Consider the following 19,977-nt stretch of genomic DNA (forward strand, 5'->3'; position numbering starts at 1 on the left):
CCGGGCTCAAACGATAACCTTTGCTGCACGCAAAAACGGGTAGTGTTCGAATCAGAATTGACCTGCCGCCCGGGAATCCGGACATTGCGGTCGGGTCGATGGACCCGACAACAGACCATAGACGAGTGAACCCCATGAATCTTGACCGCCGGATCGTTGCGCGCTCCGAGGCCATTTTGAAGTCCTGGAAGACTTTGAACTGGGCCAGCGCCTTTTCCGCCTTCATCTATCCCGCCCTGGGCGTGGCAATGCTTCTCACCATGGTGATTCTCGGTCTGGCCCTGAACGGGCTGACCCTGCACTGGTGGTATGCGCCGATCTGCCTGGGCGTCGTCGCCCTGTCGATCTTCCTGTGCAATCAGGGCATCGGCCCGCTGCACCGGATCTGGCAACACCGCGCCGGCGAGATCAAATGGCCGGCCCAGGTGCTGATCATGTTCAACTGCATCCTGGCCATGCAGGGCTCGCTGCGCGACTGGGTGAACTATCACTCCCAGCACCACCGTTTCGCCGACAAGCCGGGCGATCCGCACAATCCGTTCGAGTCCAAGCGCTGGGCCTGGGTCGGCTGGATCCTGTGGCGCGACGAGCAGGATCTCGCGCGCCCGATGCCGATGTGGCTGAAGGACAATGCCGTCGTCCGCTTTGCCGACCAGTTCCACATTTCCCTGTCCCTCGTCATGCACCTGCTCATCCCGGCCGTGATCTATCTGATCGTGGCCCTGTCCGGCGGTTCGCTGATCTTCACGGCGCTGATCCACGCCTCGGCCGTGATCGGCCGGGCCATCCAGTTCCACGCCACCACGCTGGGCGTGAACGTGTTCGGTCACATGAAGACACCGCTCTGGTTCGATTATGTATTGGCCCTGCTGACCGGCGGTGAAGCCCTGCACGATCACCATCACGACTTCCCGCGCTCCGCCCTGCACCTTCCCAAGAAGGGCATCTGGAACCGGATCGTCGACTATAACGGCACCATGCTGCTCGTCATGCGCCGTCTCGGCCTGGCGAAGAATCTTGAAATTGCCCCGCAATTTGCCTGACCGGTCCGAAACGCGACTGATCTGCGAAAACCCCGGCCGGTTGGCCGGGGTTTTTTCTTGTGCGCTGGCAGGGCTGCAGGCCCTGCGACCATAAATCCACTGAAATCGCCGCATCTCCCCATGGACGCCTTGCTGCAGGGGCGCTAACGTCTTCGCAAGTGCATCATACCGAATGCTCGAAAAAATGACGGAAGGGGAGTCGCATGGCTGATCTTGAAGCGTTCCGCCAGGAAACACGGGAGTGGCTCGAAGCCAATTGTCCCGAAGAAATGCGCAAGCCGATGCAGTCGGAAGCCGACGCAGTCTGGGGCGGCAAGAAATTCAAGTTTTCCGAACCGCAAAAACTGTGGCTTGACCGGATGGCCGAAAAAGGCTGGACGGTGCCGGAATGGCCAACCGAATATGGCGGTGGCGGTCTGAGCAAGGCGGAAGCCAAGATTCTCCGCGAAGAGATGCAACGCATCAAGGCGCGCGTGCCGCTTCAGTCCTTCGGGATCTGGATGCTTGGGCCGGCGCTTCTCAAATACGGTACGCACGAACAGAAGCTGGAACATCTGCCGCCGATCGCGCGCGGCGAGATTCGCTGGGCCCAGGGTTATTCCGAGCCGAATGCCGGCTCCGACCTCGCTGCGTTGATGACAAAGTGCGAAGACAAGGGCGACCACTATATCGTCAACGGCCAGAAGATCTGGACCTCCTATGCCGACAAGGCCGACTGGATCTTCGTCCTGGTCCGGACCGACTTCCAAGCGTCCAAGCATAACGGGATTTCCTTCATCCTCGTCGACATGGATCAGCCGGGTGTCACGACCAAACCGATCAAGCTGATCTCCGGCGCTTCGCCCTTCTGCGAGACTTTCTTCGACGATGCCCGAGCCGAGAAACACAATCTCGTCGGCGAGCTGAACCGCGGCTGGGATGTGGCGAAATACCTGCTCACCCATGAGCGCGAAATGATTGGTGGCATGGGCTCCGGCGGCATGCGTCCGATGGGCGATATCGCGGTCCAGCAGGTGGGTCTCAATGAAACCGGTCAGCTCGCAGATCCCTTCCTGCGGGCTGACGTGGCCCGGGCCGAAATCGACGGCATGGCCTTCATGTTCACGATGGAGCGCGTGGCCGACGAGGCCAAGGCCGGGCAGGGCACCGGGGCCAATTCCTCCGTGCTGAAATACTATGGCACCGAGTTCAACAAGCGCCGTCTGGAACTGTTGATGGATAGTTCCGGGTCCGATGGCCTGGAGTGGGGTGGCGAGGACGATGTCGCCCGCGGCTGGCTGCGATCCAAGGGCAATTCGATCGAGGGCGGGACCAGTGAGGTCCAGCTCAACATTATTGCCAAACGCATCCTGCAATTGCCGTCTGCCTAAGACGCACCACTCAGAGGAGATTTGACTCATGGCCATGGTGCTCAATGAAGAAGCCGGCATGCTCAAGGATGCCGCCAAGGGATTTCTGACCGGCAGCGCGCCGGTCAGCCAGTTGCGCAAGCTGCGCGACGAGAAGAATGAGGATGGTTTCGACCGCAAGACCTGGTCCGCCATGGCGGAAATGGGCTGGACCAGCGTTCTCGTGCCGGAAGATTTCGGCGGTGTGGAGATGGGCTATGTCGCTGCGGGCGTCATCGCCGAGGAGATGGGCCGCACGCTGACGGCCTCGCCCTACCTGTCCACCGCCATCATGGGTGCGACCGCTTTCAGCCGTTTCGGCACGGATGCCCAGAAGTCCGAATGGCTGCCGCGCATCGCCGCCGGTGATGCGATCACCGCGATCGCCGTGGATGAGAGCGGCAAGCATGCTCCGTCCAAGGTTGCCACGACCGCCGAGCGCTCGGGCAACGGTTTCAAGCTCAATGGCAGGAAGACTTTCGTCGCGGAAGGGCATGTCGCCGACATGCTGATCGTGTCGGCCCGGACGGCCGGTAGCGAAACCGAGGCGGAAGGCATCACGCTCTTCCTCGTGCCGCGCGACGCTGCCGGTGTCTCCGTCGAGCGCAGCGATATGGTCGACAGCCGCAATTCCGCCCGCGTCACGCTGGACAATGTCGAAGTCACGGCCGATGCCGTGCTCGGCGAGGTCGATGGCGGCCTCAAGACGCTCGAAGGCGTTCTGGATGCGGGGCGGGCCGGCCTGTCCGCGGAAATGTCCGGCTCGGCCCAGCAATGCCTGGAGACGACCGCGAGCTATCTCAAGGAACGCAAGCAATTCGGCGCCATTATCGGGACTTTCCAGGCGCTTCAGCACCGTGCCGCGCACCTTTACTCGGAAGTCGAGCTGGGCAAATCGGTCGTGCTCAAGGCCCTTCAGACCCTGGATGCGGCCCCGGACCATGCCGCGATCCTGGTCTGTGCGGCCAAGGCCAAGATGGGCCAGGTCGCCCAGCTGGCCACCCAGGAAGCCCTGCAGATGCATGGCGGGATCGGCATGACGGACGAGTATGATGTCGGCTTCTTCATGAAGCGCGTTCGGGTCGCCGAGGCGCTCTACGGCGATGCCAATTTCCAGGCCGACAAGTTCGCCCGCATGCGCAATTATTGATCCAGGTGATCGGGGAGAGACACATGGATTACGCCGGAAAAGTCGTCGCCATCACAGGCGGGGCCCGTGGTATCGGCTATGCCATGGCCGAGGCCTTCCACGCCCAGGGCGCGAAGATCGCCCTGGCGGACCTGAACGGCGCCGAAGAGGCCGCCAAGGCCTTTGGCGGGATCGGGGCCACGGTCGATGTCACCAGGGAAGCCGATATCGAGGCCTTCCTTGATGCGGTCGAGACCAAGCTCGGCCCGGTGGATGTCTATGTCTCCAATGCCGGCATCCTGCGCACGGACGAGCCCAGCTGGGATGCGGCTGGTGCGTCGGACAAGGACTGGCTCGACAGTTTCCAGGTCAATGTGATGGGCGCCGTGCATGGCGCGCGTCAGGTCTGGCCGCGCATGAAACCGCGCGGGGGCGGTATCTTCGTCCTCGTGGCTTCGGCGGCCGGATTGCTCGCCCAGATCGGGGCGACGTCCTATACGGCCACCAAGCATGCGGCCGTGGCCTTCGCCGAGAGCCTTGCGGTCGCGCATGGCGATGAAGGCCTGCAAGTGGTCTGCGTGTGCCCGCAGGCCGTGCGGACCGACATGCTGGGCGGCAGCGATTCGAATGGCGGCATCGCCGGGGCTGATGGGATCAAGGAACCCGCTGACGTGGCCAATGAAATGCTCGCCGCGATCGCGGAAAAGCGTTTCCTGGCCCTGCCGCATGATACGGTGTCCGGATACGAAATCGCCCGCGCCTCCCAACGGGATCGCTGGCTGGGCGGAATGCGCAAATTCCGCCGTATGATGATGGGAGACCGGGGCCGCCCGGTCTGACCGAAGCGAAATAAAGACAGAAACCACAGACGAGAGAGCCGATAGGGGAGTAGAATATGGATTTGGGTGTCACCGCAAAAGTGAAGCCGCTCATCGATCAGGTCCGCGCCATGGTGCGGGACGAAATCATGCCGGCCGAGGAAGCCTACCACCACGAGATCGGCCGCGAGGGTGATCGCTGGTCCTTCACGGCGCGCCAGACGGAAATCCTGGAAGGCCTCAAGTCCAAGGCGCGCGAGCGCGGTCTGTGGAATTTCTGGCTCACCGACAGTGAGCGCGGCTATGGCCTGTCCACCGTCGAATACGCCTATCTTGCCGAGGAAATGGGCTGGTCCCCGCTGGCGCCGGAAGTGTTCAACTGCGCCGCGCCGGATACCGGCAATATGGAAGTCATCGAGCGCTACGGGAATGAAGAGCAGAAGGCGAAGTATCTCAAGCCGCTGCTGGAAGGCCAGATCCGTTCCGCCTATCTCATGACCGAGCCGGATGTGGCCTCGTCGGACGCCACCAACATTGCTTTCGACGCCCAGCTGGACGGCGATGAGTGGGTGCTCAATGGCGAGAAATACTGGTCCTCGGGCGCCGGTGATCCGCGCTGTGCTGTCTACATCCTGATGGCCAAGACCGAGGGCGATGACGCGCCGCGCCACGGCCAGCACTCGCAATTCCTGGTCGACGCCAAGACGCCGGGTATTGAAATCCTGCGCCCCATGATGGTCTTCGGTCAGGATGATGCGCCGCACGGTCACATGCATATCCGCTTCACCAATGTCCGCGTGCCCAAGGATGCGCTCATCCTCGGACGGGGTCGTGGCTTCGAGATTTCCCAGGGCCGCCTCGGGCCGGGCCGTATCCACCACTGCATGCGCGCCATCGGCCAGGCCGAACGGGCGCTGGAACTGCTGTGCCGTCGCTCGCTCTCGCGTGAAGCCTTCGGCAAGCCGCTGGCCAAGCTGGGCGCCAATTACGACATCATTGCCGAGCGCCGAATGGGGATCGAACAGGCCCGTCTTCTCTGCCTGAAGGCGGCCTGGATGATGGATCAGGGCGATCCGCGCGCCGCGGCACCCTACATCTCCCAGATCAAGGTCATCGCTCCGCGCGTGGCGCTGGAGACGGTGGATGAGGCGATGCAGATGTATGGCGGTCTGGGGATTTCCCAGGATACGCCGCTGGCCGGCATGTGGACCGGTCTGCGCACGCTGCGCTTTGCGGATGGTCCTGACGCGGTGCACCGCATGGTCATCGCCCGCAAGGAGCTCAAGCAATACATCAACGAATCCCTGGAGGGCTAAGTCCACATGGCACAGCGTAAACCCGCGCCTCCCCGGGCGCAGCTTGAAGCGATTGCCAAACAGGTCACCCAGGCGGAAGAGGTGCTCAATGTCGGCGAGACCGAGGTGCTCGGTGTCAAACAGCTCGCCTATGTGAACGCCCCGGCCGATCTGCGCTTCCTGCTCGCCAAATGCCTTGAGCATGGCGATGCGGAAGCCGTGGTGTTCGAGGATCAGCGTTGGACCTTCAACGAGCTGGCGGCGAAGTCCGTCGCCGTGGCCAATGGGCTGATCGAGCGCCATGGCGTCACGCCGGGCACGCGTGTGGCCCTGGCCATGCGCAATTCCCCGGAATGGATGGCGGTCTTCCTTGGTGTGTTGGCGGCCGGTGGCGTCATCGTGCCAATGAATGGCTGGTGGACCAGTGAAGAGATGGCCTTCGCGCTGAAGGATTGCGAGGCCAAGATCGTGATCGCGGGCGGGCGTCAGATCGAGCGCATTCGTCCGCACAAGGACGCGCTCGGCCTCACCCTGATCGCCGGTCGCAGTGATGTCGAGAATACCGACGACACGCTGGATGCGATCATGGCAGCAGGGGCCGGCAAACCGGCTCCGGCCATCGAGATCGACACCGACAGTGATTTCGCGATCTTCTACACCTCCGGTTCGACCGGAAAGCCGAAAGGTGCGGTGCTGACCCAGCGCGGGGCGGTGACGACCATCCTGTCCTTTGCCCTGCTGGGCGCGGCCCTGCGACTGGCCAATGGCGATCAGGACTTCACCGATGGTGACCCGTCCATTCTGGTCTGCCTGCCGCTTTTCCACTGCACGGGGTCGCACGCCGTCTTCATGCTGTCGGTCTTCTCGGGCCGAAAAATGGTGCTGATGCGAAAATGGGACCCGGCTGTGGCCGTGGACCTGATCCAGCAGGAAAAGATCACGGACGTGACCGGCGTGCCGACCATGTCGCACGAGATTGTGCTGGAAGCGGAACGTCGTGGCATCACGCTGGACACGCTGCAAAGCCTGGGCACGGGTGGTGCCAAGCGTCCCGAAGCGCATGTGAAGAAGATCAACGAGGTCTTCCCGCAGGCCTGGTCCGCATCGGGTTACGGCCTGACCGAGACCAATGCGCTGGGCACCTATAATGGTCTGGCGGAATACCAGGCCAAGCCGGGCTCTGCAGGCGCGCCGCTGCCGGCGGTGACCTTCATCAAGACGGTCGACCCCGACGGGAACGAGACGCCGACCGGGGAACCGGGCGAGGTCTGGATCCAGTCGCCGGCCGTGTTCCGCGAATATCTCAACCAGCCCGAGGCGACAGCCGATGTGCTGACCGCGGATCGTTGGTTCAAGACCGGGGATGTCGGCATCATCGACGAAGACGGCTTCCTCTTCATTGTCGATCGCATCAAGGACATGGTCCTGCGTGGCGGCGAGAATGTCTCCTGCCTGGAGGTGGAAGGGGCGCTGGCCAAGCATCCCGACATCCAGGAAGCTGCCGTGATCGGTGTGCCGGACGAGCGTCTCGGCGAGACGGTGGGCGCTGCGGTCTATATTCGCGAGGGTGTGACCCTGTCCGACGAGGACATTCGCGACTTCCTCAAGCCGCATCTGGCGGCCTTCAAGATCCCGGAAACGATCTGGCGCATGGATGAGCCGCTGCCGCGCGGTGGCACGTCGAAGATCGACAAGCCGGGACTTCGCAAAATGCTTCTGACGGACAAGGAGAACGCATAATGGCCGTAGTGAAGGCACAGGACCTGGCCGGGATTGTGGGCCAGGAAGTCGGTGTGTCCGACTGGATCGAGATCGACCAGGAGCGGATCAATGTGTTCGCCGACGTCACCGAAGACCATCAATTCATCCATATCGATGAAGAGAAGGCCAAGCAGACGCCCTTCGGCGGTACCATCGCCCATGGCTTCCTGACGCTGTCCATGCTGTCGGCCCTGGCTGCTGGCACGTCCCTTGTCATCGACGGGATCCAGATGGGCATCAATTACGGTTTCGAGAAAGTCCGCTTCCTCCAGCCCGTACGCGCCGGCAAGAAAATCCGCGGCCGCTTCACCCTGGCCGAGGCCACGGAACGCAAGCCGGGCCAGTGGATGCTGAAATATGCGGTCTCCGTGGAGATCGAAGGTGAGGAAAAACCGGCCCTGATGGCCGAGTGGCTGACGCTTCAGATCGTCGGCTGACATCCAATCGAGTGAAGGGGACACCCGTATGAGTGAAATTCGTTATGACGGCCGTGTGGCCATCGTCACCGGTGCCGGGCTCGGTCTGGGGCGTTGTCATGCCATGGCCCTGGCCGCCCGTGGCGCGAAGGTCGTGGTCAATGATCTGGGCGGTTCGGTTGATGGGGCCGGCTCCGGTTCGGCTGCCGAGGATGTGGCCGAGGAAATCCGCGCGGCGGGTGGCGAGGCCATCTCCCACAAGGCCAATGTGACCAAGGCTGACGAAGTCGCCGACATGGTCGCCCAGACCATGGACAAATGGGGCCGGGTGGACGTGCTGGTGAACAATGCCGGCATCCTGCGCGACAAGTCCTTCTCCAAGATGGAGCTGAGCGACTTTGAAGCGGTGGTCCAGGTTCACCTGATGGGCTCGGTGGTCTGCACCAAGGCGGTCTGGGAAATCATGCGCGAGCAGAATTACGGCCGGATCGCCATGACGTCCTCCTCCTCGGGCATCTATGGCAATTTCGGCCAGTCCAATTACGGCGCGGCGAAGATGGGTCTGGTGGGCCTGATGAACACGCTGCACCTGGAAGGCCAGAAATACGACATCCGCGTCAACTGTCTGGCTCCGACCGCCGCGACCCGCATGACCGAAGGCCTGCTGCCGCCTGCCGCGCTTGAGCTGATGAAGCCGGAAACCGTGGCGACCGGCCTGGTCTATCTGGTCTCCGAGGACGGCCCGTCCCGGACGGTCCTGTGCGCCGGTGCCGGCGGTTTCGCCGCGACCAAGATCTACGAGACCGACGGTATCTACCTGCCGCCGGAAGAGCTGACGCCGGAAAATGTCGCCGCGCAGTTCGACGCGATCCTGGATCCGTCCGCCCAGAAGGAATTCACCGCGGGCGGCGAACAGACGATCAAATTCCTCACCAAGGCTGCGGCCCATCACGGTGTGAAACTGGGCTGATCGCCCGGACCTGACAGCAAAGAGACGGAGGTCTCCCATGAAAGCGCTTCTCTGCCGGGAATTCGGCCCGGAAAAGAACATGACCGTGGAAGAGGTCGCGGATCCGGACCTCAAGCCCGGTCACGTCCTCATTGACGTCAAGGCGGGCGGGCTCAACTTCCCCGACCTGCTTTGCGTGCGCGGCCAGTACCAGTTCAAGCCGGAACTTCCCTTCGTGCCCGGCACGGAAGGGGCAGGCGTAATCGCGGAAGTGGGCGAGGGCGTGGAAGGCTATACGGTGGGTGACAAGGTCATCTTCCGCGGTGCGACGGGGGCCTTTGCCGAAAAGGCCGTGTGCCCGGCCGAGGCCCTGACGAAATTCCCCGACAGCATGTCTTTTGAGGCGGCGGCCGGTCTGACCATCGTCTACGGCACCTCGTACCACGCGCTGAAACAGCGCGCCGAGCTCAAGCCGGGCCAGACCCTGCTGGTCCTCGGTGCCGCCGGTGGCGTTGGTCTGGCGACTGTCGAACTGGGCAAGGCGATGGGCGCCAAGGTCATCGCGGCCGCGTCCAGCGACGAGAAGCTGGCCGTCTGCAAGGAGCATGGCGCCGACGAGGTCATCAACTACTCAACGGAAGACCTGAAATCGCGGATCAAGGAATTGACCGGCGGCAAGGGTGTGGACGTGATCTATGACCCGGTCGGTGGCGACTATTCCGAGGCCGCCTTCCGCGGTATCGCCTTTGGTGGCAAGCATCTCGTGATCGGTTTTGCCGCCGGTGACATTCCCAAGCTCCCGCTCAACCTGCCGCTTCTGAAGGTGGCCAGTGTCGTGGGTGTGTTCTGGGGGGCCTGGGCCGGTGCCATGCCGGGCGAGCACGTCAAGAACATGGAAGAAATGTTCGCCATGTTCGAGAAGGGCCAGATCAAGCCGCACGTGGCCGGGACCTACAAGTTCGAGGACTTTCTGGCGGCGTTCGACGAATTGTCGGGCCGCCGGGCCATCGGCAAGGTCGTTCTGGTGCCTTAGGCACCGAAAGGCAGTCACAAAAAAGGGCGGTCCCGCCGGGGCCGCCCTTTCTTTTTGCCGTGAAGCCAGGCCTAGAGGCCTTTCGGATTCGGACCGTACTTGTTGGCGCCGGGCTGGCTGTCGCTGACATAGAAGATGATCAGCACGATCGCACCGACCAGAGGGATCAGGGCGATGAAAAGCCAGAAGCCTGAGCGACCGGTATCGTGCAGGCGGCGGACACCGACGGCGATGCTCGGCAGGATGGTCGCCAGCAAGGCGAGGCCGGCCACAAGGTAGATGCCGAAGATGCCGTCTATGATCGACGCCACGATGCTCAGCAGGAATGTGAAGAGGAACCAGAACCAGTACTCGCTGCGGCGGGCGCGGCCCTGGAAATTCACATAGTTGTTAAAGCCACTCTTGATGGCGTCGACGAAGCCCATTTGCTCCCCCCATGTTGAATTGCACACGCAATGTGTTCCCGTAACCGGGGAAAAGGCAAGCGCCTTGCGTTGGTTTTTGGGGAAAACTCCTGCTGCGGTAAATCAGGGGTTTTGGCACCGGCAGTCCTGCCACGCGCAGGCTGCGCCTTGACGCAAGCGACGGGCGGCCCAAACTCCTTTCCAGCTCAATTGGGGAGTTTTGTGATGCGTTATCTTCTAGCTCCGGCCGTAATAGCCTGTCTGTCGGTTCCGGCCCTTGCCCAGGATCAGGCACCGCCGTCGGAAGTTCTGGCCGTGCATGACTATGTCACGGCGGTTTCCGCTGACCGCATCGAGGCGGATATCCGCACGTTGGCCGGTTTCGGTACGCGTCACACCCTGTCGGAGACCGAAAGCGACATACGTGGCATCGGGGCGGCCCGCCGCTGGATCCATGACGAGTTCGAGCGCATCTCCGCCGAATGCGGTGGCTGTCTCGAAGTGATGTATGTCTCCGACACGATTTCCGGCGAACGCCGCATTCCCGAACCCACTGAAGTCGTCTCCGTGATCGCCATTCAGCGTGGACGGATCGATCCGGACCGCTATGTCATGATGTCCGGCGATATCGACAGCCGTGTGACGGATCCGCTCGATGGCACGTCCGACAGCCCCGGCGCCAATGACAATGCGTCCGGCATGGCCGGTGTCATCGAGGCGGCGCGTGTCCTTTCCCAGCACGAGTTCGACGGTTCCATCATCTATGCCGGCCTGTCCGGGGAAGAGCAGGGCCTGTTCGGTGGCCAGATCGTCGCCGAGTATGCCCTGGACGAGGGCTGGCGCATCAAGGGCGTGCTCAACAATGACATGATCGGGAACATCTCCGGCATCAATGGTGTCATCAACAACACTACGGCCCGGGTCTTTTCCGAAGGCACGCGGGCCGTGGAAACACCCGAGGAGGCGCGCATCCGGCGCTTCACGGGCGGCGAGGTCGACAGTCCGTCGCGCAATCTGGCGCGTTTCGTCGACCGGACCGCGGACCAGTACATCCCCAATCTCGATGTGATGATGGTCTACCGGCTCGACCGGTTCGGCCGGGGTGGTCACCACCGTCCCTTCAACGCGGTCGGCATTCCCGGCGTGCGGATCATGGAGACGAATGAGCATTACGACCGCCAGCACCAGGACCTGCGGACCGAGGATGGCCGGCCTTATGGGGACACGGTGGACGGTGTGGACTTTGATCATGCCGCCCGGCTGACCTCGCTCAACGTGGCCGTCATGGCCCAGATGGCGGGCGCACCGCCATTCCCGGCGAATGTGACGATCGAGGGCGCTGTCCAGCCCTCCACCACGCTCAGCTGGACTGCGGCCAGTGGTGAGGCTGCTGAGAATTTGGCGGGTTACCGGGTCTATTGGCGTCTGACTGATCAGCCGCAATGGCAATGGAGCCGTTTCGTCGGCCGGGTCGACAGTTTCACGCTCGAAAATGTCGTGATCGACAACTACTATTTCGGCGTCTCCGCCGTGGCACTGGACGGGTCTGAAACGCCTGTCGTCTTCCCGGGCGCAGCCGGCAGTTTCGGCGAGTAGGGCGGCGCGATACCGACCAAAAGAAACGGGACGCCCGGCAAGGCGTCCCGTTTTTTGTGTCCGGATGAACCGCCGGCTCAGCCGCGCGGAACGATCGTGTAGGTGACGGTCTCACCGATGGTCGGGTTCTCGGCCTGCCAGCTGTCGCCGAGGCTGAGGCCTTCCTGCAGCGGCTGGCAGCCGCCTTCACCGGTGGAGCGCTCGACGCACAGTTCCGAGCCTTCCAGCCACCAGCTGCCGCTGATGCCGATCGACGTCGAATACGTGCCGTCTTCATTGAAATACGTGGTGTACTCACCCTGGCTGGTGGAGATGTGAAGTGCGTTCTCGACCAGGATGTCGGCCGCAGAGGCCTGCAGCAGCGCTGCGGCTGCGAGTGTGGTGATGATCATGATTTCCCCCTTGGAAATGACTGGATTTCGGGCCGGCCATTCTTGTTGTTCTCACCAAGCCCGAAGAGGAGGCTAGGCGGTTCGCCTCGCCTTCTCAATGAAGAATTTCAAGAAATTCGCGTGACAGGCGAGCGTCATCCGGCCTGGTGGCATCGGGCCTCCATCTGCGCGATCCAGTCCGTGATCAGGGCGATGCCTTCCTCGTGCCGGACGCTGCGTCCCAGCTCCGGCATCATCGAGCCGGGATCGTTGATTTCCATCCGGTAGACCAGGATGGATTCGTCCGGTTGGCCGGGCTGGATGGAGAAGCGGCGACCACCGGTCCCGCCGCCCGCTGCGATCGGCAGTTTGCAGAGGCCCAGATTGGGGCCAACCGGCGCATCCGCATTCAGGTGCAGGCCTGACGTGTCGGCCGGCCCCACCGGGTTGTGGCAATGCGCGCAATTGATGTCGAGATAGGAGCGGGCGCGGTCATCCAGCGGGGCGGACAGATCGGTGTAGACCGCCGCTTGCGGCGCTGCGTCCAGTGCGGGATGGTCCTCAAGATACCCCGCCTCGACCATAGCCGTCAGCTGGTTTTGCGCGCCGGTCGCATAGGCATACTCGCGATTGATGTGGCGCGCGGCCGGGCCGATCGGCTGGATCTGCCGCGTGGTATTGTTGATGGCATGACAGCCCGCACACTGATTGGCATTGGGCACGGCATAGGGCAGGGCCTGTCGGCTACCATCTTCGCTGACCAGGGTGAGGTGTTGCAGATCGCCGGCGCGCTGCAGGACGGCTTCGGTCTGGTCCTCGTTCCAGACATAGGGCAGGGCGATCCATCCGCTTTCCCGATGGACCAGGATGCGGGTTTCCACGAGACGGATGTCAGACAGGTCCAGACCGTCGGGTCGCCAGCCGGTCGCGGTGGCTGTCGTCAATCGCACTTCATCCGCAGCGTCGCCACGGGGGTAGTAGAAGGTCTTGGTGATCACCGTGCCGACGGGGAAGTCCAGGACATCGCCTTCACGATAGATCGCGTTGACGCCGTCCGGCATCCAGATCGTGCGCTGCTTGTGGGCATAGTCCGAGAAGAGCGGCGTATTGAGGTCATAGGCGAGCACGCCCTCGGACAGGGTCAGGCTTCGCCCGTCGGAGACCATCATGCCCCAATCGCTCAGGATCGGCGGATTGCCTTCAGCAATGAAGGTCGGCGTGGCTGTCTGCTGGCCGCCGCATGCGGCCAGCAGAAGCGCGAAAGCCATCGTCAGCCAGCGCATTACGGGTTCGCAAGCGCCAGTTCGACCGCCGGAAGCGGATCCAGGGAGCATTGGTGCGCCTCGGTCACCACGGACGGGTTTTCATAGCCATTGGGGCCATCCGCATTGACCAGTCCGGCTTCGCCATTGTTCAGGCAGATGCGGAGTTCGGCCGGCATCTCGCCATCGACGAGCTTGTCGGCATCGAAATATCCGTCCCACAACACGTCGGGCATGCGGCCCAGCGGGCCAGCGACGACGAGTTTGAGGCCTTGCAGGTCCAGCCCGTCCGGATTGTTGCCGCCGCCGGAGAAGGCATTGCCGTGGATATGGATGCCCTCGGGATAGGGATCGAAATCCTCCTGCACGGCATAGTCGGAATACCCCGTCGAATGCAGGGAGGAGATGATGATATTGGCGGTCCGGTTGTCGGCGATCTGATTATCGAAAATCTCGACCTGGTCGTTGGAATTCACAACGATGCCGGACCCGGCCGGGATGGAGGCAACCGGCGTGCCTTCATGTCCGAAATTGCCGGTATTGTTGGCGAAGACATGATTGTTGTAGACGCGCGTCCAATAGCCTGGCTGTGGCAGGTTGGGCATGTTGAAGACCAGGATGCCGCCCGTATTCTCGGTCGCGACATTCTCGTAGACGTCCGCGCCGATCGTGTTCTCGATCTCGATCCCGGCGACATTGCGTTCGGCCCGGTTCCGGCGCACCACGACATTGCGGGATTGGCCGACATAGATGCCAGCATCGGCTGCGCCGATGGCGATGGAATCCTCCACCAACACATTCGTGGTCTGGACCGGATAGATCCCGTAGGCGCCGTTATTCGTGTCCGGACCATTGGTCCATTCCACGCGGATGCCGCGAATGATGATGTTCTCGCCCTCATTCACCTTCAGCCCGTCGCCGATCGTATCCTCGATGGCGAGGTCCTCGATGGTGAAGTCGCTGGCGGTGACCAGAAGGCCTTCCGCACCCTGAGCCTGGTCCTGGAAGGACAGAATGGTGCGGTCGGCGCCCTGGCCGCGGATCGTGACACCGTCCACGGTCAGGCTGAGCGAACGGTCAAAGGCGAATACGCCTTCGGGAATCTCGATCACATCACCCGGCTGGGCGTCGATGAGTTGCTCGATCAGCTGGTTCTGATAGCTGCGGTCGGCGCTGGCCACGTCCCGCTCCGCCGGCCCGCCGCACCCGGCGAGCAGCAGGCTGGACAAGCCCAGCCCGGCGCCGACCCATGTCGCGATATCCTGTTTCACAATACACTCTCCCCGTCTGAGCCCTTTTTCAGGGCTTCAGACTAGGAGTGAACATTGTTCATGTCGATTCGGGAAGCGATCCGCCAAAGACGGGGTGGTCAGCCGGCCTCGCGCATGGAGGACGAACCGCCGCGCTCACGAGAGCCGAGTTCGCGGTGGGTGACTTCCTCACCGCTCTCATTGGCCACCTGGATCGGGGCGAGCGTTTCGCCGGTCCGGCTGTCGAAGACCTCAACCGGGGCCTCGTCATCGCCGTAGATCCACTTGTCACCCCATTGCTGCATCGCCATGAGGATCGGGAAGAGGGCTTCGCCGCGCTCGGTCAGGACGTATTCCTGACGCTGGCCACGCACGCCAACTTCTTCACGAACCATGATGCCATTGTCGACAAGCTTGTTGAGGCGGTCGGTCAGGATGTTTTTCGCGATTCCGGTGCTTTCGTGGAAATCCGAAAAACGGCGGGCGCCTTTCATGGCGTCCCGGACGATCAAGAGCGTCCACCAGTCCCCAACCTGGTTCAAAGTCTGTGCAATCGCACACGACATTTCGTCGAAACGTTTCCGACCCATCCTTAGGTCCCCCAAATACCGGCCACTGCCCAAGCGGCCTTTTGGATTGATACGCTGAACCGAAAAACCCTCCAGCCCTGGCCCCTGGAAGATCAGACGATCTACTCAAACAGACTATCCCTCGCGGAACCAGTCCGTGCATAAAAAAATGTCCAGACAGGATACATGGTCAAGAGGTTTTGGCGACCCCCTTGTTGGAATGACAACCAATTGCATCTGGCCTAGGGTGTTTCAAATGCGTCTAAGAAATATAATAAGTTGTTGATAGGGCGGGAATTTATGACACCGGATGAAATCGACTCCCTGAGGGTAATAGTTGATGACCAAACACGGCTTGCCATGGCTGTGATATTGGTCGGAATGATGTTCACGGTCGCACTCGGATTGCGACTCAGTGACTTTTCGAATGTCCGGAATGCCCCCATTCGGGTGGTCGGCGGTGTCCTGACCCAGCTGATTGGGCTTCCGCTCCTGACGCTCGGCCTCATTCTCATCCTGGGTCCGCCCGCGAGCATCGCGCTGGGCATGATCGTGGTGGCCTCGTGCCCCGGCGGCAATGTCTCCAATCTCCTGACCCTGTTTGCCCGCGGCCATGCGGCCTATTCGGTGAGCCTGACTGCGATCTCCAGCGTGGTGTCGGCCGTTCTCACACCGGTTTCGATCTTCGTCTGGTCCTCGATGTACGGCCCGACGGCCAGTCTGATCGACCGTCTCGACATCCAGCCCTGGCCTTTCATCACACAGACCGTCGGCCTGCTGGCGATCCCGCTCGTGGCCGGCATGCTGGTGGCGGCGCATCTACCCCGGATCGCCGAGCGACTGCGGAAGGTCCTGATGCCATTGGCCCTGTTCGGCCTGATGGTCCTGATCGTGGTCGGGGCGGCGACGAATTGGGGCATCATCCTGGCAACCGGCACGATTATCATTCCGCTGGTTTTTATCCACAATGCCGCGGCCTTCGGGCTGGGCTCGGCGGCCGGACGCGTCCTGCGGATGGATGTGGCGCACCGGCGCTCCCTGACCTTCGAGGTCGGGATCCAGAATTCCGGTCTGGGCCTGCTCATCCTGCTCAGCCAGTTTGAGGGTCTCGGCGGGGCGGCGGCCATTACCGGCATGTGGAGCCTGTGGCACCTTGTGGCGGGTGTCGCACTTGTCGGCTTGTTCCGCGCGCTCGATTGGCGGACACTGAAACCATCCTGAAAACACGCACCCGAAAGAGGTGCGGGATCACAACAAAACGGGGAGGTCAGACCATGTATGATCTTAAGATTACGGGCGGAATCCTGCATGACGGGTCCGGCGCGCCGGGCCGTGTCGCCGATATCGCCATCCAGGGCGGGCGCATCGCCGCCATCGGCACGGATCTGGGCGCGGCAGAGCGTACGATCGACGCCAGCGGCAAGATCGTCACGCCGGGTTTTATCGACATCCACACCCATTATGACGGCCAGGCGAGCTGGGACGACGAACTGCGTCCCTCCATCGACCATGGCGTCACCACGGCGATCATGGGCAATTGCGGCGTCGGCTTTGCGCCGGTGCGCGATACCGACCATGACAAGCTGATCAAGCTGATGGAAGGCGTGGAGGACATTCCCGGCACGGCCCTTCACGAGGGCCTGACCTGGGACTGGGAGAGCTTCCCCGATTACCTCGACGCGCTGGCGAAAATCCCGCGCACGATCGATATCGCCGCCATGCTGCCGCACGATCCGCTGCGCATGTATGTGATGGGCGACCGGGCGGTCTTCTCCGAACCCGCCAATGATGACGATATCGCCGAAATGCGCCGCCTGACCCGCGAAGCGCTGGAGGCCGGGGCCATCGGTTTTGCGACCGGCCGGTCGGATGTCCACAAGACGTCGGATGGTGACTGGACTCCCTCCTCTGAGTCCACGCGGGAAGAACTGACGGGCATCGCCAAGGCCTTCGAGGGCCTGGGTCATGGTGTCGTCCAGGCAGTCTCCGACTTTAACCTGGAACGGGGCGAAGAGGATTTCGATGAGGAATGGGACATCATCGCCGACTATGCCAAGGCATCGGGCCGGCCCTTTTCTTTCTCCCTCATGCAGCGCGATTTCGCGCCGGATCAGTGGCTCAAACTGATCGAACGGACCGAGACGCTGAAGAGCGAGGGCGTGGATGCCCGCATGCAGGTGGCCCCGCGCGCCATCGGTGTCTTCCTCGGCTTCAACTGCACCTTCCACCCCTTCATGGGCTATCCGACCTACAAGACGATCGCGTATCTCTCGCTGGAAGAGCGCGTCGCAAAGATGAAGGATCCGGAATTCAAGTCGAAAGTCCTGTCGGAGAAGACGGACAAACTGTCCGGTCCGGGGTCCTCGGTGCCGCCGCTGGCCGATCTCCTGATGGAGCATATCGAGATCGTGGCCGAGAAATTCTTCCAGCTGGGCGATCCGCCGGATTACGAACAGCCGCCGGAAAACTCTCTGGCGGCCCGCGCCCGGGAAAAGGGCGTGCCGCTGATGGAGATGATCTATGACACCCTGCTGGAGCGGGACGGTCACGAGCTCATATATCTGCCGCTCTACAATTATACCGAGCTGAATTACGACAATGTGCTCAGGATGATGGAGCACCCGCAGGCGCTCTACGGCCTGTCCGATGGCGGGGCCCATGTCGGGACGGTCTGTGACGCCTCCATGCCGACCTACATGCTCACCCACTGGACCCGTGACCGGAAGCGGGGCCGCAAGCTGGATGTGCCGACCGTGGTCAACATGCTGACCGGCCGTCAGGCCGATTATCTGGGCATGACCGATCGCGGCTATCTGCGTGAGGGACTCAAGGCCGACATCAATGTCATCAATCTCGACCAGCTTCAGTCCGAACCGCCGCACATGGAACAGGATCTGCCAGCTGGCGGGCAGCGTCTCCTGCAAGGCGCCCGCGGCTATGACGTCACCCTCGTGTCCGGCGAGGTCGTGATGGAGAAGGGCCAGCTCACCGGCGCCCGTCCGGGCACGCTTTACCGGGCCGGTCAGGCCCGGGCGGTCGCGGCGGAGTAGCGACGTGGCCGAAGCAATCGGTAACTGCCGCTGCGGCAAGGTCGTCATGGCGGTGACGGGGGAGCCCGTCATGACCTCTGCCTGCCATTGCGATGGATGCAAGGCGATGACGGCGAGTGCCTTTTCGCTCAGTGCCTTGGTGCCGGAAGCGGGCTTTGCCGTCCGCTCCGGCGAGGTGGTACTGGGCGGGGCCCGCACGCCCGGTCTTGACCATTACTTCTGTCCCGACTGCAAGTCTTGGCTCTTCACCCGGATCGATGGCCTGGACGGTCTGGTCAATCTGCGATCGCCCCTGTTCGACCGGCCGGACTGGTCCTGGCCTTTCATCGAGACCATGACGGCCGAGAAATTTCACTGGGTCGAGGTGCCGGCGGTGCATGCCTATGAAGGGTTTCCGCCCATGGCGGCCTTCGAGACACTGATGGATGAATTTTCGGACCGTCGGCCCGGCTGACGGAAGCCGGCAGAGCGCCACCGGATTTCCTCGGAATTGCGGACAAAACAGGCTAGACCCATGAGGACCAGCCATTTTTTCCAAGAGATCTGATGACCCTGCTTCTTGCCTTCCTGGCCCTGGCCCTTCTGGTTTCCTTTTTCTGTTCGATTGCCGAGGCCGTCATCCTGTCGGTCCGTCCGGCCTATGTGGAAGCCCTCCAGCGCAAACAGCCCAGCGCTGCACAGGCGCTGGAACGGTTGCAGGCCAATCTGGACCGGCCTCTGGCCGCCATTCTGACGCTGAATACGGTCGCCCACACGGTCGGCGCGGCCGGGGTCGGGGCGCAGGCGGCGGTGGTGTTCGGCAATGAATATCTCGGGGTCGCCTCGGCCGTCCTGACGCTGCTCATCCTGGTGTTTTCCGAGATCATTCCCAAGACACTCGGGGCCGTGCACTGGCAGGCACTGGCGCCGGTGATGGGCCGTTTGATCCTGTGGCTGACCCGCATCATGGCGCCCTTTGTCTGGTTCTCCGAGCGGATCACACGGCTCATCGCACGCGCTGACGGGAATGCCAGCACGGTGTCGCGCGATGAAATGCGAGCCATGGCGGAGATTGGCGCCCGTGAAGGTGTCATCGATGACAAGGAATTGGCCATCGTTTCCAATCTCCTGCGCCTGCACCGGCTGAAGGTCGAGGACATCATGACGCCGGCCTCGGTCATGTTCGCGATCAGTGAGGAGGAGACGGTGCGGGAATTCTTTGAGGAGCATGCAGACACCCCGTTTTCACGCCTGCCGCTCTTTACCGGCAATGCGCACCAGATCACGGGCTATGTGCTCAAATCGGACCTGCTCCTGGCCCAGGCGCGGGACGAGTTCGACCGGCCGATCGGGGAGTTCAAGCGCGAGGTCATGACCCTTCGCGATGATATCAGCGCTTCGGCCGCCTATGACCGTTTGACGCGATCCAAGGCGCATATCGCGGTCCTGGTCGATGAATACGGGTCCTTGCGTGGCCTGGTCACCATGGAAGACGTGGTCGAGACGCTTCTGGGGCTGGAAATCATTGATGAGGCGGACACCGCCGAAGACATGCAGAGCCTGGCCCGCGAGCGCTGGCGCGACCGTATGACCGCGATGGGTCTCGATCCGGATTCCATGCGGGCTGGAGGCAAGTCCCGCTGACGGATGCGCCGGTCCGGACG

19 protein-coding genes are annotated in these 19,977 nt (G+C 62.4%); 14 read left to right on the top strand and 5 right to left on the bottom strand.

Annotated features, from left to right (window positions below; all coding sequences use genetic code 11):
- The first annotated feature begins 134 nt into the window (after positions 1-134).
- The 9 genes from FCS99_RS00485 (at position 135) to FCS99_RS00525 (ending at position 9,832) form a co-directional block, all read left to right on the top strand.
- Positions 135-1,043, top strand: coding sequence for an acyl-CoA desaturase (locus FCS99_RS00485; RefSeq protein WP_138509450.1), 909 nt, complete (start codon positions 135-137; stop codon positions 1,041-1,043).
- 203 nt (positions 1,044-1,246) lie between these two features.
- On the top strand, positions 1,247-2,413 hold the full coding sequence (locus FCS99_RS00490; RefSeq protein WP_138509452.1) for an acyl-CoA dehydrogenase family protein: 1,167 nt from the start codon (positions 1,247-1,249) through the stop codon (positions 2,411-2,413).
- Between the two features lie 28 nt (positions 2,414-2,441).
- Positions 2,442-3,581: an acyl-CoA dehydrogenase family protein gene (locus FCS99_RS00495; RefSeq protein ID WP_138509454.1), complete on the top strand. Its 1,140-nt coding sequence runs from the start codon at positions 2,442-2,444 to the stop codon at positions 3,579-3,581.
- Positions 3,582-3,604: 23 nt separating this feature from the next.
- Positions 3,605-4,399, top strand: coding sequence for an SDR family oxidoreductase (locus FCS99_RS00500; RefSeq protein ID WP_138509456.1), 795 nt, complete (start codon positions 3,605-3,607; stop codon positions 4,397-4,399).
- Between the two features lie 56 nt (positions 4,400-4,455).
- Positions 4,456-5,694: an acyl-CoA dehydrogenase family protein gene (locus FCS99_RS00505; protein ID WP_138509458.1), complete on the top strand. Its 1,239-nt coding sequence runs from the start codon at positions 4,456-4,458 to the stop codon at positions 5,692-5,694.
- A gap of 6 nt (positions 5,695-5,700) precedes the next feature.
- A complete protein-coding gene (locus tag FCS99_RS00510; RefSeq protein WP_138509460.1) occupies positions 5,701-7,413 on the top strand; it encodes a class I adenylate-forming enzyme family protein in 1,713 nt (570 codons plus the stop codon).
- Positions 7,413-7,871, top strand: coding sequence for a MaoC family dehydratase (locus tag FCS99_RS00515; protein ID WP_138509462.1), 459 nt, complete (start codon positions 7,413-7,415; stop codon positions 7,869-7,871). Before FCS99_RS00510 ends, FCS99_RS00515 begins: the two co-directional genes overlap by 1 nt.
- Positions 7,872-7,899: 28 nt before the next feature.
- A complete protein-coding gene (locus tag FCS99_RS00520; protein WP_138509464.1) occupies positions 7,900-8,820 on the top strand; it encodes an SDR family NAD(P)-dependent oxidoreductase in 921 nt (306 codons plus the stop codon).
- 37 nt (positions 8,821-8,857) lie between these two features.
- Positions 8,858-9,832: an NADPH:quinone oxidoreductase family protein gene (locus tag FCS99_RS00525; protein WP_138509466.1), complete on the top strand. Its 975-nt coding sequence runs from the start codon at positions 8,858-8,860 to the stop codon at positions 9,830-9,832.
- 71 nt (positions 9,833-9,903) lie between these two features.
- On the opposite strand, the gene FCS99_RS00530 is transcribed toward FCS99_RS00525, so the two are convergent.
- The gene (locus FCS99_RS00530; RefSeq protein WP_138509468.1) at positions 9,904-10,257 is read right to left on the bottom strand and encodes a DUF805 domain-containing protein; all 354 of its coding nucleotides are present in this window, start codon (positions 10,255-10,257) and stop codon (positions 9,904-9,906) included.
- A 204-nt stretch (positions 10,258-10,461) separates the two neighbouring features.
- Here FCS99_RS00530 and FCS99_RS00535 point away from each other — a divergent pair, with 204 nt between their 5' ends.
- Positions 10,462-11,832, top strand: coding sequence for a M28 family peptidase (locus FCS99_RS00535; RefSeq protein WP_138509470.1), 1,371 nt, complete (start codon positions 10,462-10,464; stop codon positions 11,830-11,832).
- A 77-nt stretch (positions 11,833-11,909) separates the two neighbouring features.
- Here the strand turns inward: FCS99_RS00535 and FCS99_RS00540 are convergent, their stop codons facing one another.
- From FCS99_RS00540 to FCS99_RS00555, 4 genes are all read right to left on the bottom strand, one after another.
- A complete protein-coding gene (locus tag FCS99_RS00540; RefSeq protein ID WP_138509472.1) occupies positions 11,910-12,224 on the bottom strand; it encodes a hypothetical protein in 315 nt (104 codons plus the stop codon).
- Between the two features lie 134 nt (positions 12,225-12,358).
- Positions 12,359-13,486, bottom strand: coding sequence for an SO2930 family diheme c-type cytochrome (locus FCS99_RS00545; RefSeq protein ID WP_138509474.1), 1,128 nt, complete (start codon positions 13,484-13,486; stop codon positions 12,359-12,361).
- Positions 13,486-14,736 (bottom strand): parallel beta-helix domain-containing protein, encoded by a 1,251-nt coding sequence (locus FCS99_RS00550; protein ID WP_233352603.1) that lies wholly within the window; start codon positions 14,734-14,736, stop codon positions 13,486-13,488. Before FCS99_RS00550 ends, FCS99_RS00545 begins: the two co-directional genes overlap by 1 nt.
- Before the next feature lie 98 nt (positions 14,737-14,834).
- Positions 14,835-15,305, bottom strand: a complete 471-nt coding sequence (locus FCS99_RS00555) for a winged helix-turn-helix transcriptional regulator (RefSeq protein WP_138509476.1) — start codon at positions 15,303-15,305, stop codon at positions 14,835-14,837.
- A gap of 339 nt (positions 15,306-15,644) precedes the next feature.
- Here FCS99_RS00555 and FCS99_RS00560 point away from each other — a divergent pair, with 339 nt between their 5' ends.
- The 4 genes from FCS99_RS00560 to FCS99_RS00575 all read left to right on the top strand — a co-directional run bounded on the left by FCS99_RS00560 (position 15,645) and on the right by FCS99_RS00575 (position 19,957).
- Complete coding sequence (locus FCS99_RS00560; RefSeq protein WP_233352604.1) at positions 15,645-16,505, top strand: bile acid:sodium symporter family protein; 861 nt, start codon at positions 15,645-15,647, stop codon at positions 16,503-16,505.
- A 53-nt stretch (positions 16,506-16,558) separates the two neighbouring features.
- Positions 16,559-18,334 carry an N-acyl-D-amino-acid deacylase family protein gene (locus FCS99_RS00565; RefSeq protein WP_138509480.1) on the top strand — a complete coding sequence of 592 codons (1,776 nt, stop codon included), beginning with the start codon at positions 16,559-16,561 and terminating at the stop codon, positions 18,332-18,334.
- A gap of 4 nt (positions 18,335-18,338) precedes the next feature.
- Positions 18,339-18,788, top strand: a complete 450-nt coding sequence (locus tag FCS99_RS00570; RefSeq protein ID WP_233352605.1) for a GFA family protein — start codon at positions 18,339-18,341, stop codon at positions 18,786-18,788.
- 92 nt (positions 18,789-18,880) lie between these two features.
- Positions 18,881-19,957 carry a CNNM domain-containing protein gene (locus tag FCS99_RS00575; RefSeq protein ID WP_138509482.1) on the top strand — a complete coding sequence of 359 codons (1,077 nt, stop codon included), beginning with the start codon at positions 18,881-18,883 and terminating at the stop codon, positions 19,955-19,957.
- Positions 19,958-19,977 lie beyond the last annotated feature (20 nt).

The sequence above is a fragment of the Maricaulis alexandrii genome, assembly GCF_005871165.1.
Taxonomy (GTDB): Bacteria; Pseudomonadota; Alphaproteobacteria; order Caulobacterales; family Maricaulaceae; genus Maricaulis; species Maricaulis alexandrii.

Bases quoted from the DNA above. Each gene is read 5' to 3' on its own strand.
- FCS99_RS00525 (WP_138509466.1), top strand. From the start codon at position 8,858: ATGAAAGCGCTTCTCTGCCGGGAATTCGGCCCGGAAAAGAACATGACC.
- FCS99_RS00565 (WP_138509480.1), top strand. From the start codon at position 16,559: ATGTATGATCTTAAGATTACGGGCGGAATCCTGCATGACGGGTCCGGC.
- FCS99_RS00495 (WP_138509454.1), top strand. From the start codon at position 2,442: ATGGCCATGGTGCTCAATGAAGAAGCCGGCATGCTCAAGGATGCCGCC.
- FCS99_RS00515 (WP_138509462.1), top strand. From the start codon at position 7,413: ATGGCCGTAGTGAAGGCACAGGACCTGGCCGGGATTGTGGGCCAGGAA.
- FCS99_RS00560 (WP_233352604.1), top strand. From the start codon at position 15,645: ATGGCTGTGATATTGGTCGGAATGATGTTCACGGTCGCACTCGGATTG.
- FCS99_RS00510 (WP_138509460.1), top strand. From the start codon at position 5,701: ATGGCACAGCGTAAACCCGCGCCTCCCCGGGCGCAGCTTGAAGCGATT.
- FCS99_RS00505 (WP_138509458.1), top strand. From the start codon at position 4,456: ATGGATTTGGGTGTCACCGCAAAAGTGAAGCCGCTCATCGATCAGGTC.
- FCS99_RS00520 (WP_138509464.1), top strand. From the start codon at position 7,900: ATGAGTGAAATTCGTTATGACGGCCGTGTGGCCATCGTCACCGGTGCC.
- FCS99_RS00555 (WP_138509476.1), bottom strand. From the start codon at position 15,305: ATGGGTCGGAAACGTTTCGACGAAATGTCGTGTGCGATTGCACAGACT.
- FCS99_RS00490 (WP_138509452.1), top strand. From the start codon at position 1,247: ATGGCTGATCTTGAAGCGTTCCGCCAGGAAACACGGGAGTGGCTCGAA.
- FCS99_RS00530 (WP_138509468.1), bottom strand. From the start codon at position 10,257: ATGGGCTTCGTCGACGCCATCAAGAGTGGCTTTAACAACTATGTGAAT.
- FCS99_RS00540 (WP_138509472.1), bottom strand. From the start codon at position 12,224: ATGATCATCACCACACTCGCAGCCGCAGCGCTGCTGCAGGCCTCTGCG.
- FCS99_RS00500 (WP_138509456.1), top strand. From the start codon at position 3,605: ATGGATTACGCCGGAAAAGTCGTCGCCATCACAGGCGGGGCCCGTGGT.
- FCS99_RS00485 (WP_138509450.1), top strand. From the start codon at position 135: ATGAATCTTGACCGCCGGATCGTTGCGCGCTCCGAGGCCATTTTGAAG.
- FCS99_RS00535 (WP_138509470.1), top strand. From the start codon at position 10,462: ATGCGTTATCTTCTAGCTCCGGCCGTAATAGCCTGTCTGTCGGTTCCG.
- FCS99_RS00575 (WP_138509482.1), top strand. From the start codon at position 18,881: ATGACCCTGCTTCTTGCCTTCCTGGCCCTGGCCCTTCTGGTTTCCTTT.
- FCS99_RS00545 (WP_138509474.1), bottom strand. From the start codon at position 13,486: ATGCGCTGGCTGACGATGGCTTTCGCGCTTCTGCTGGCCGCATGCGGC.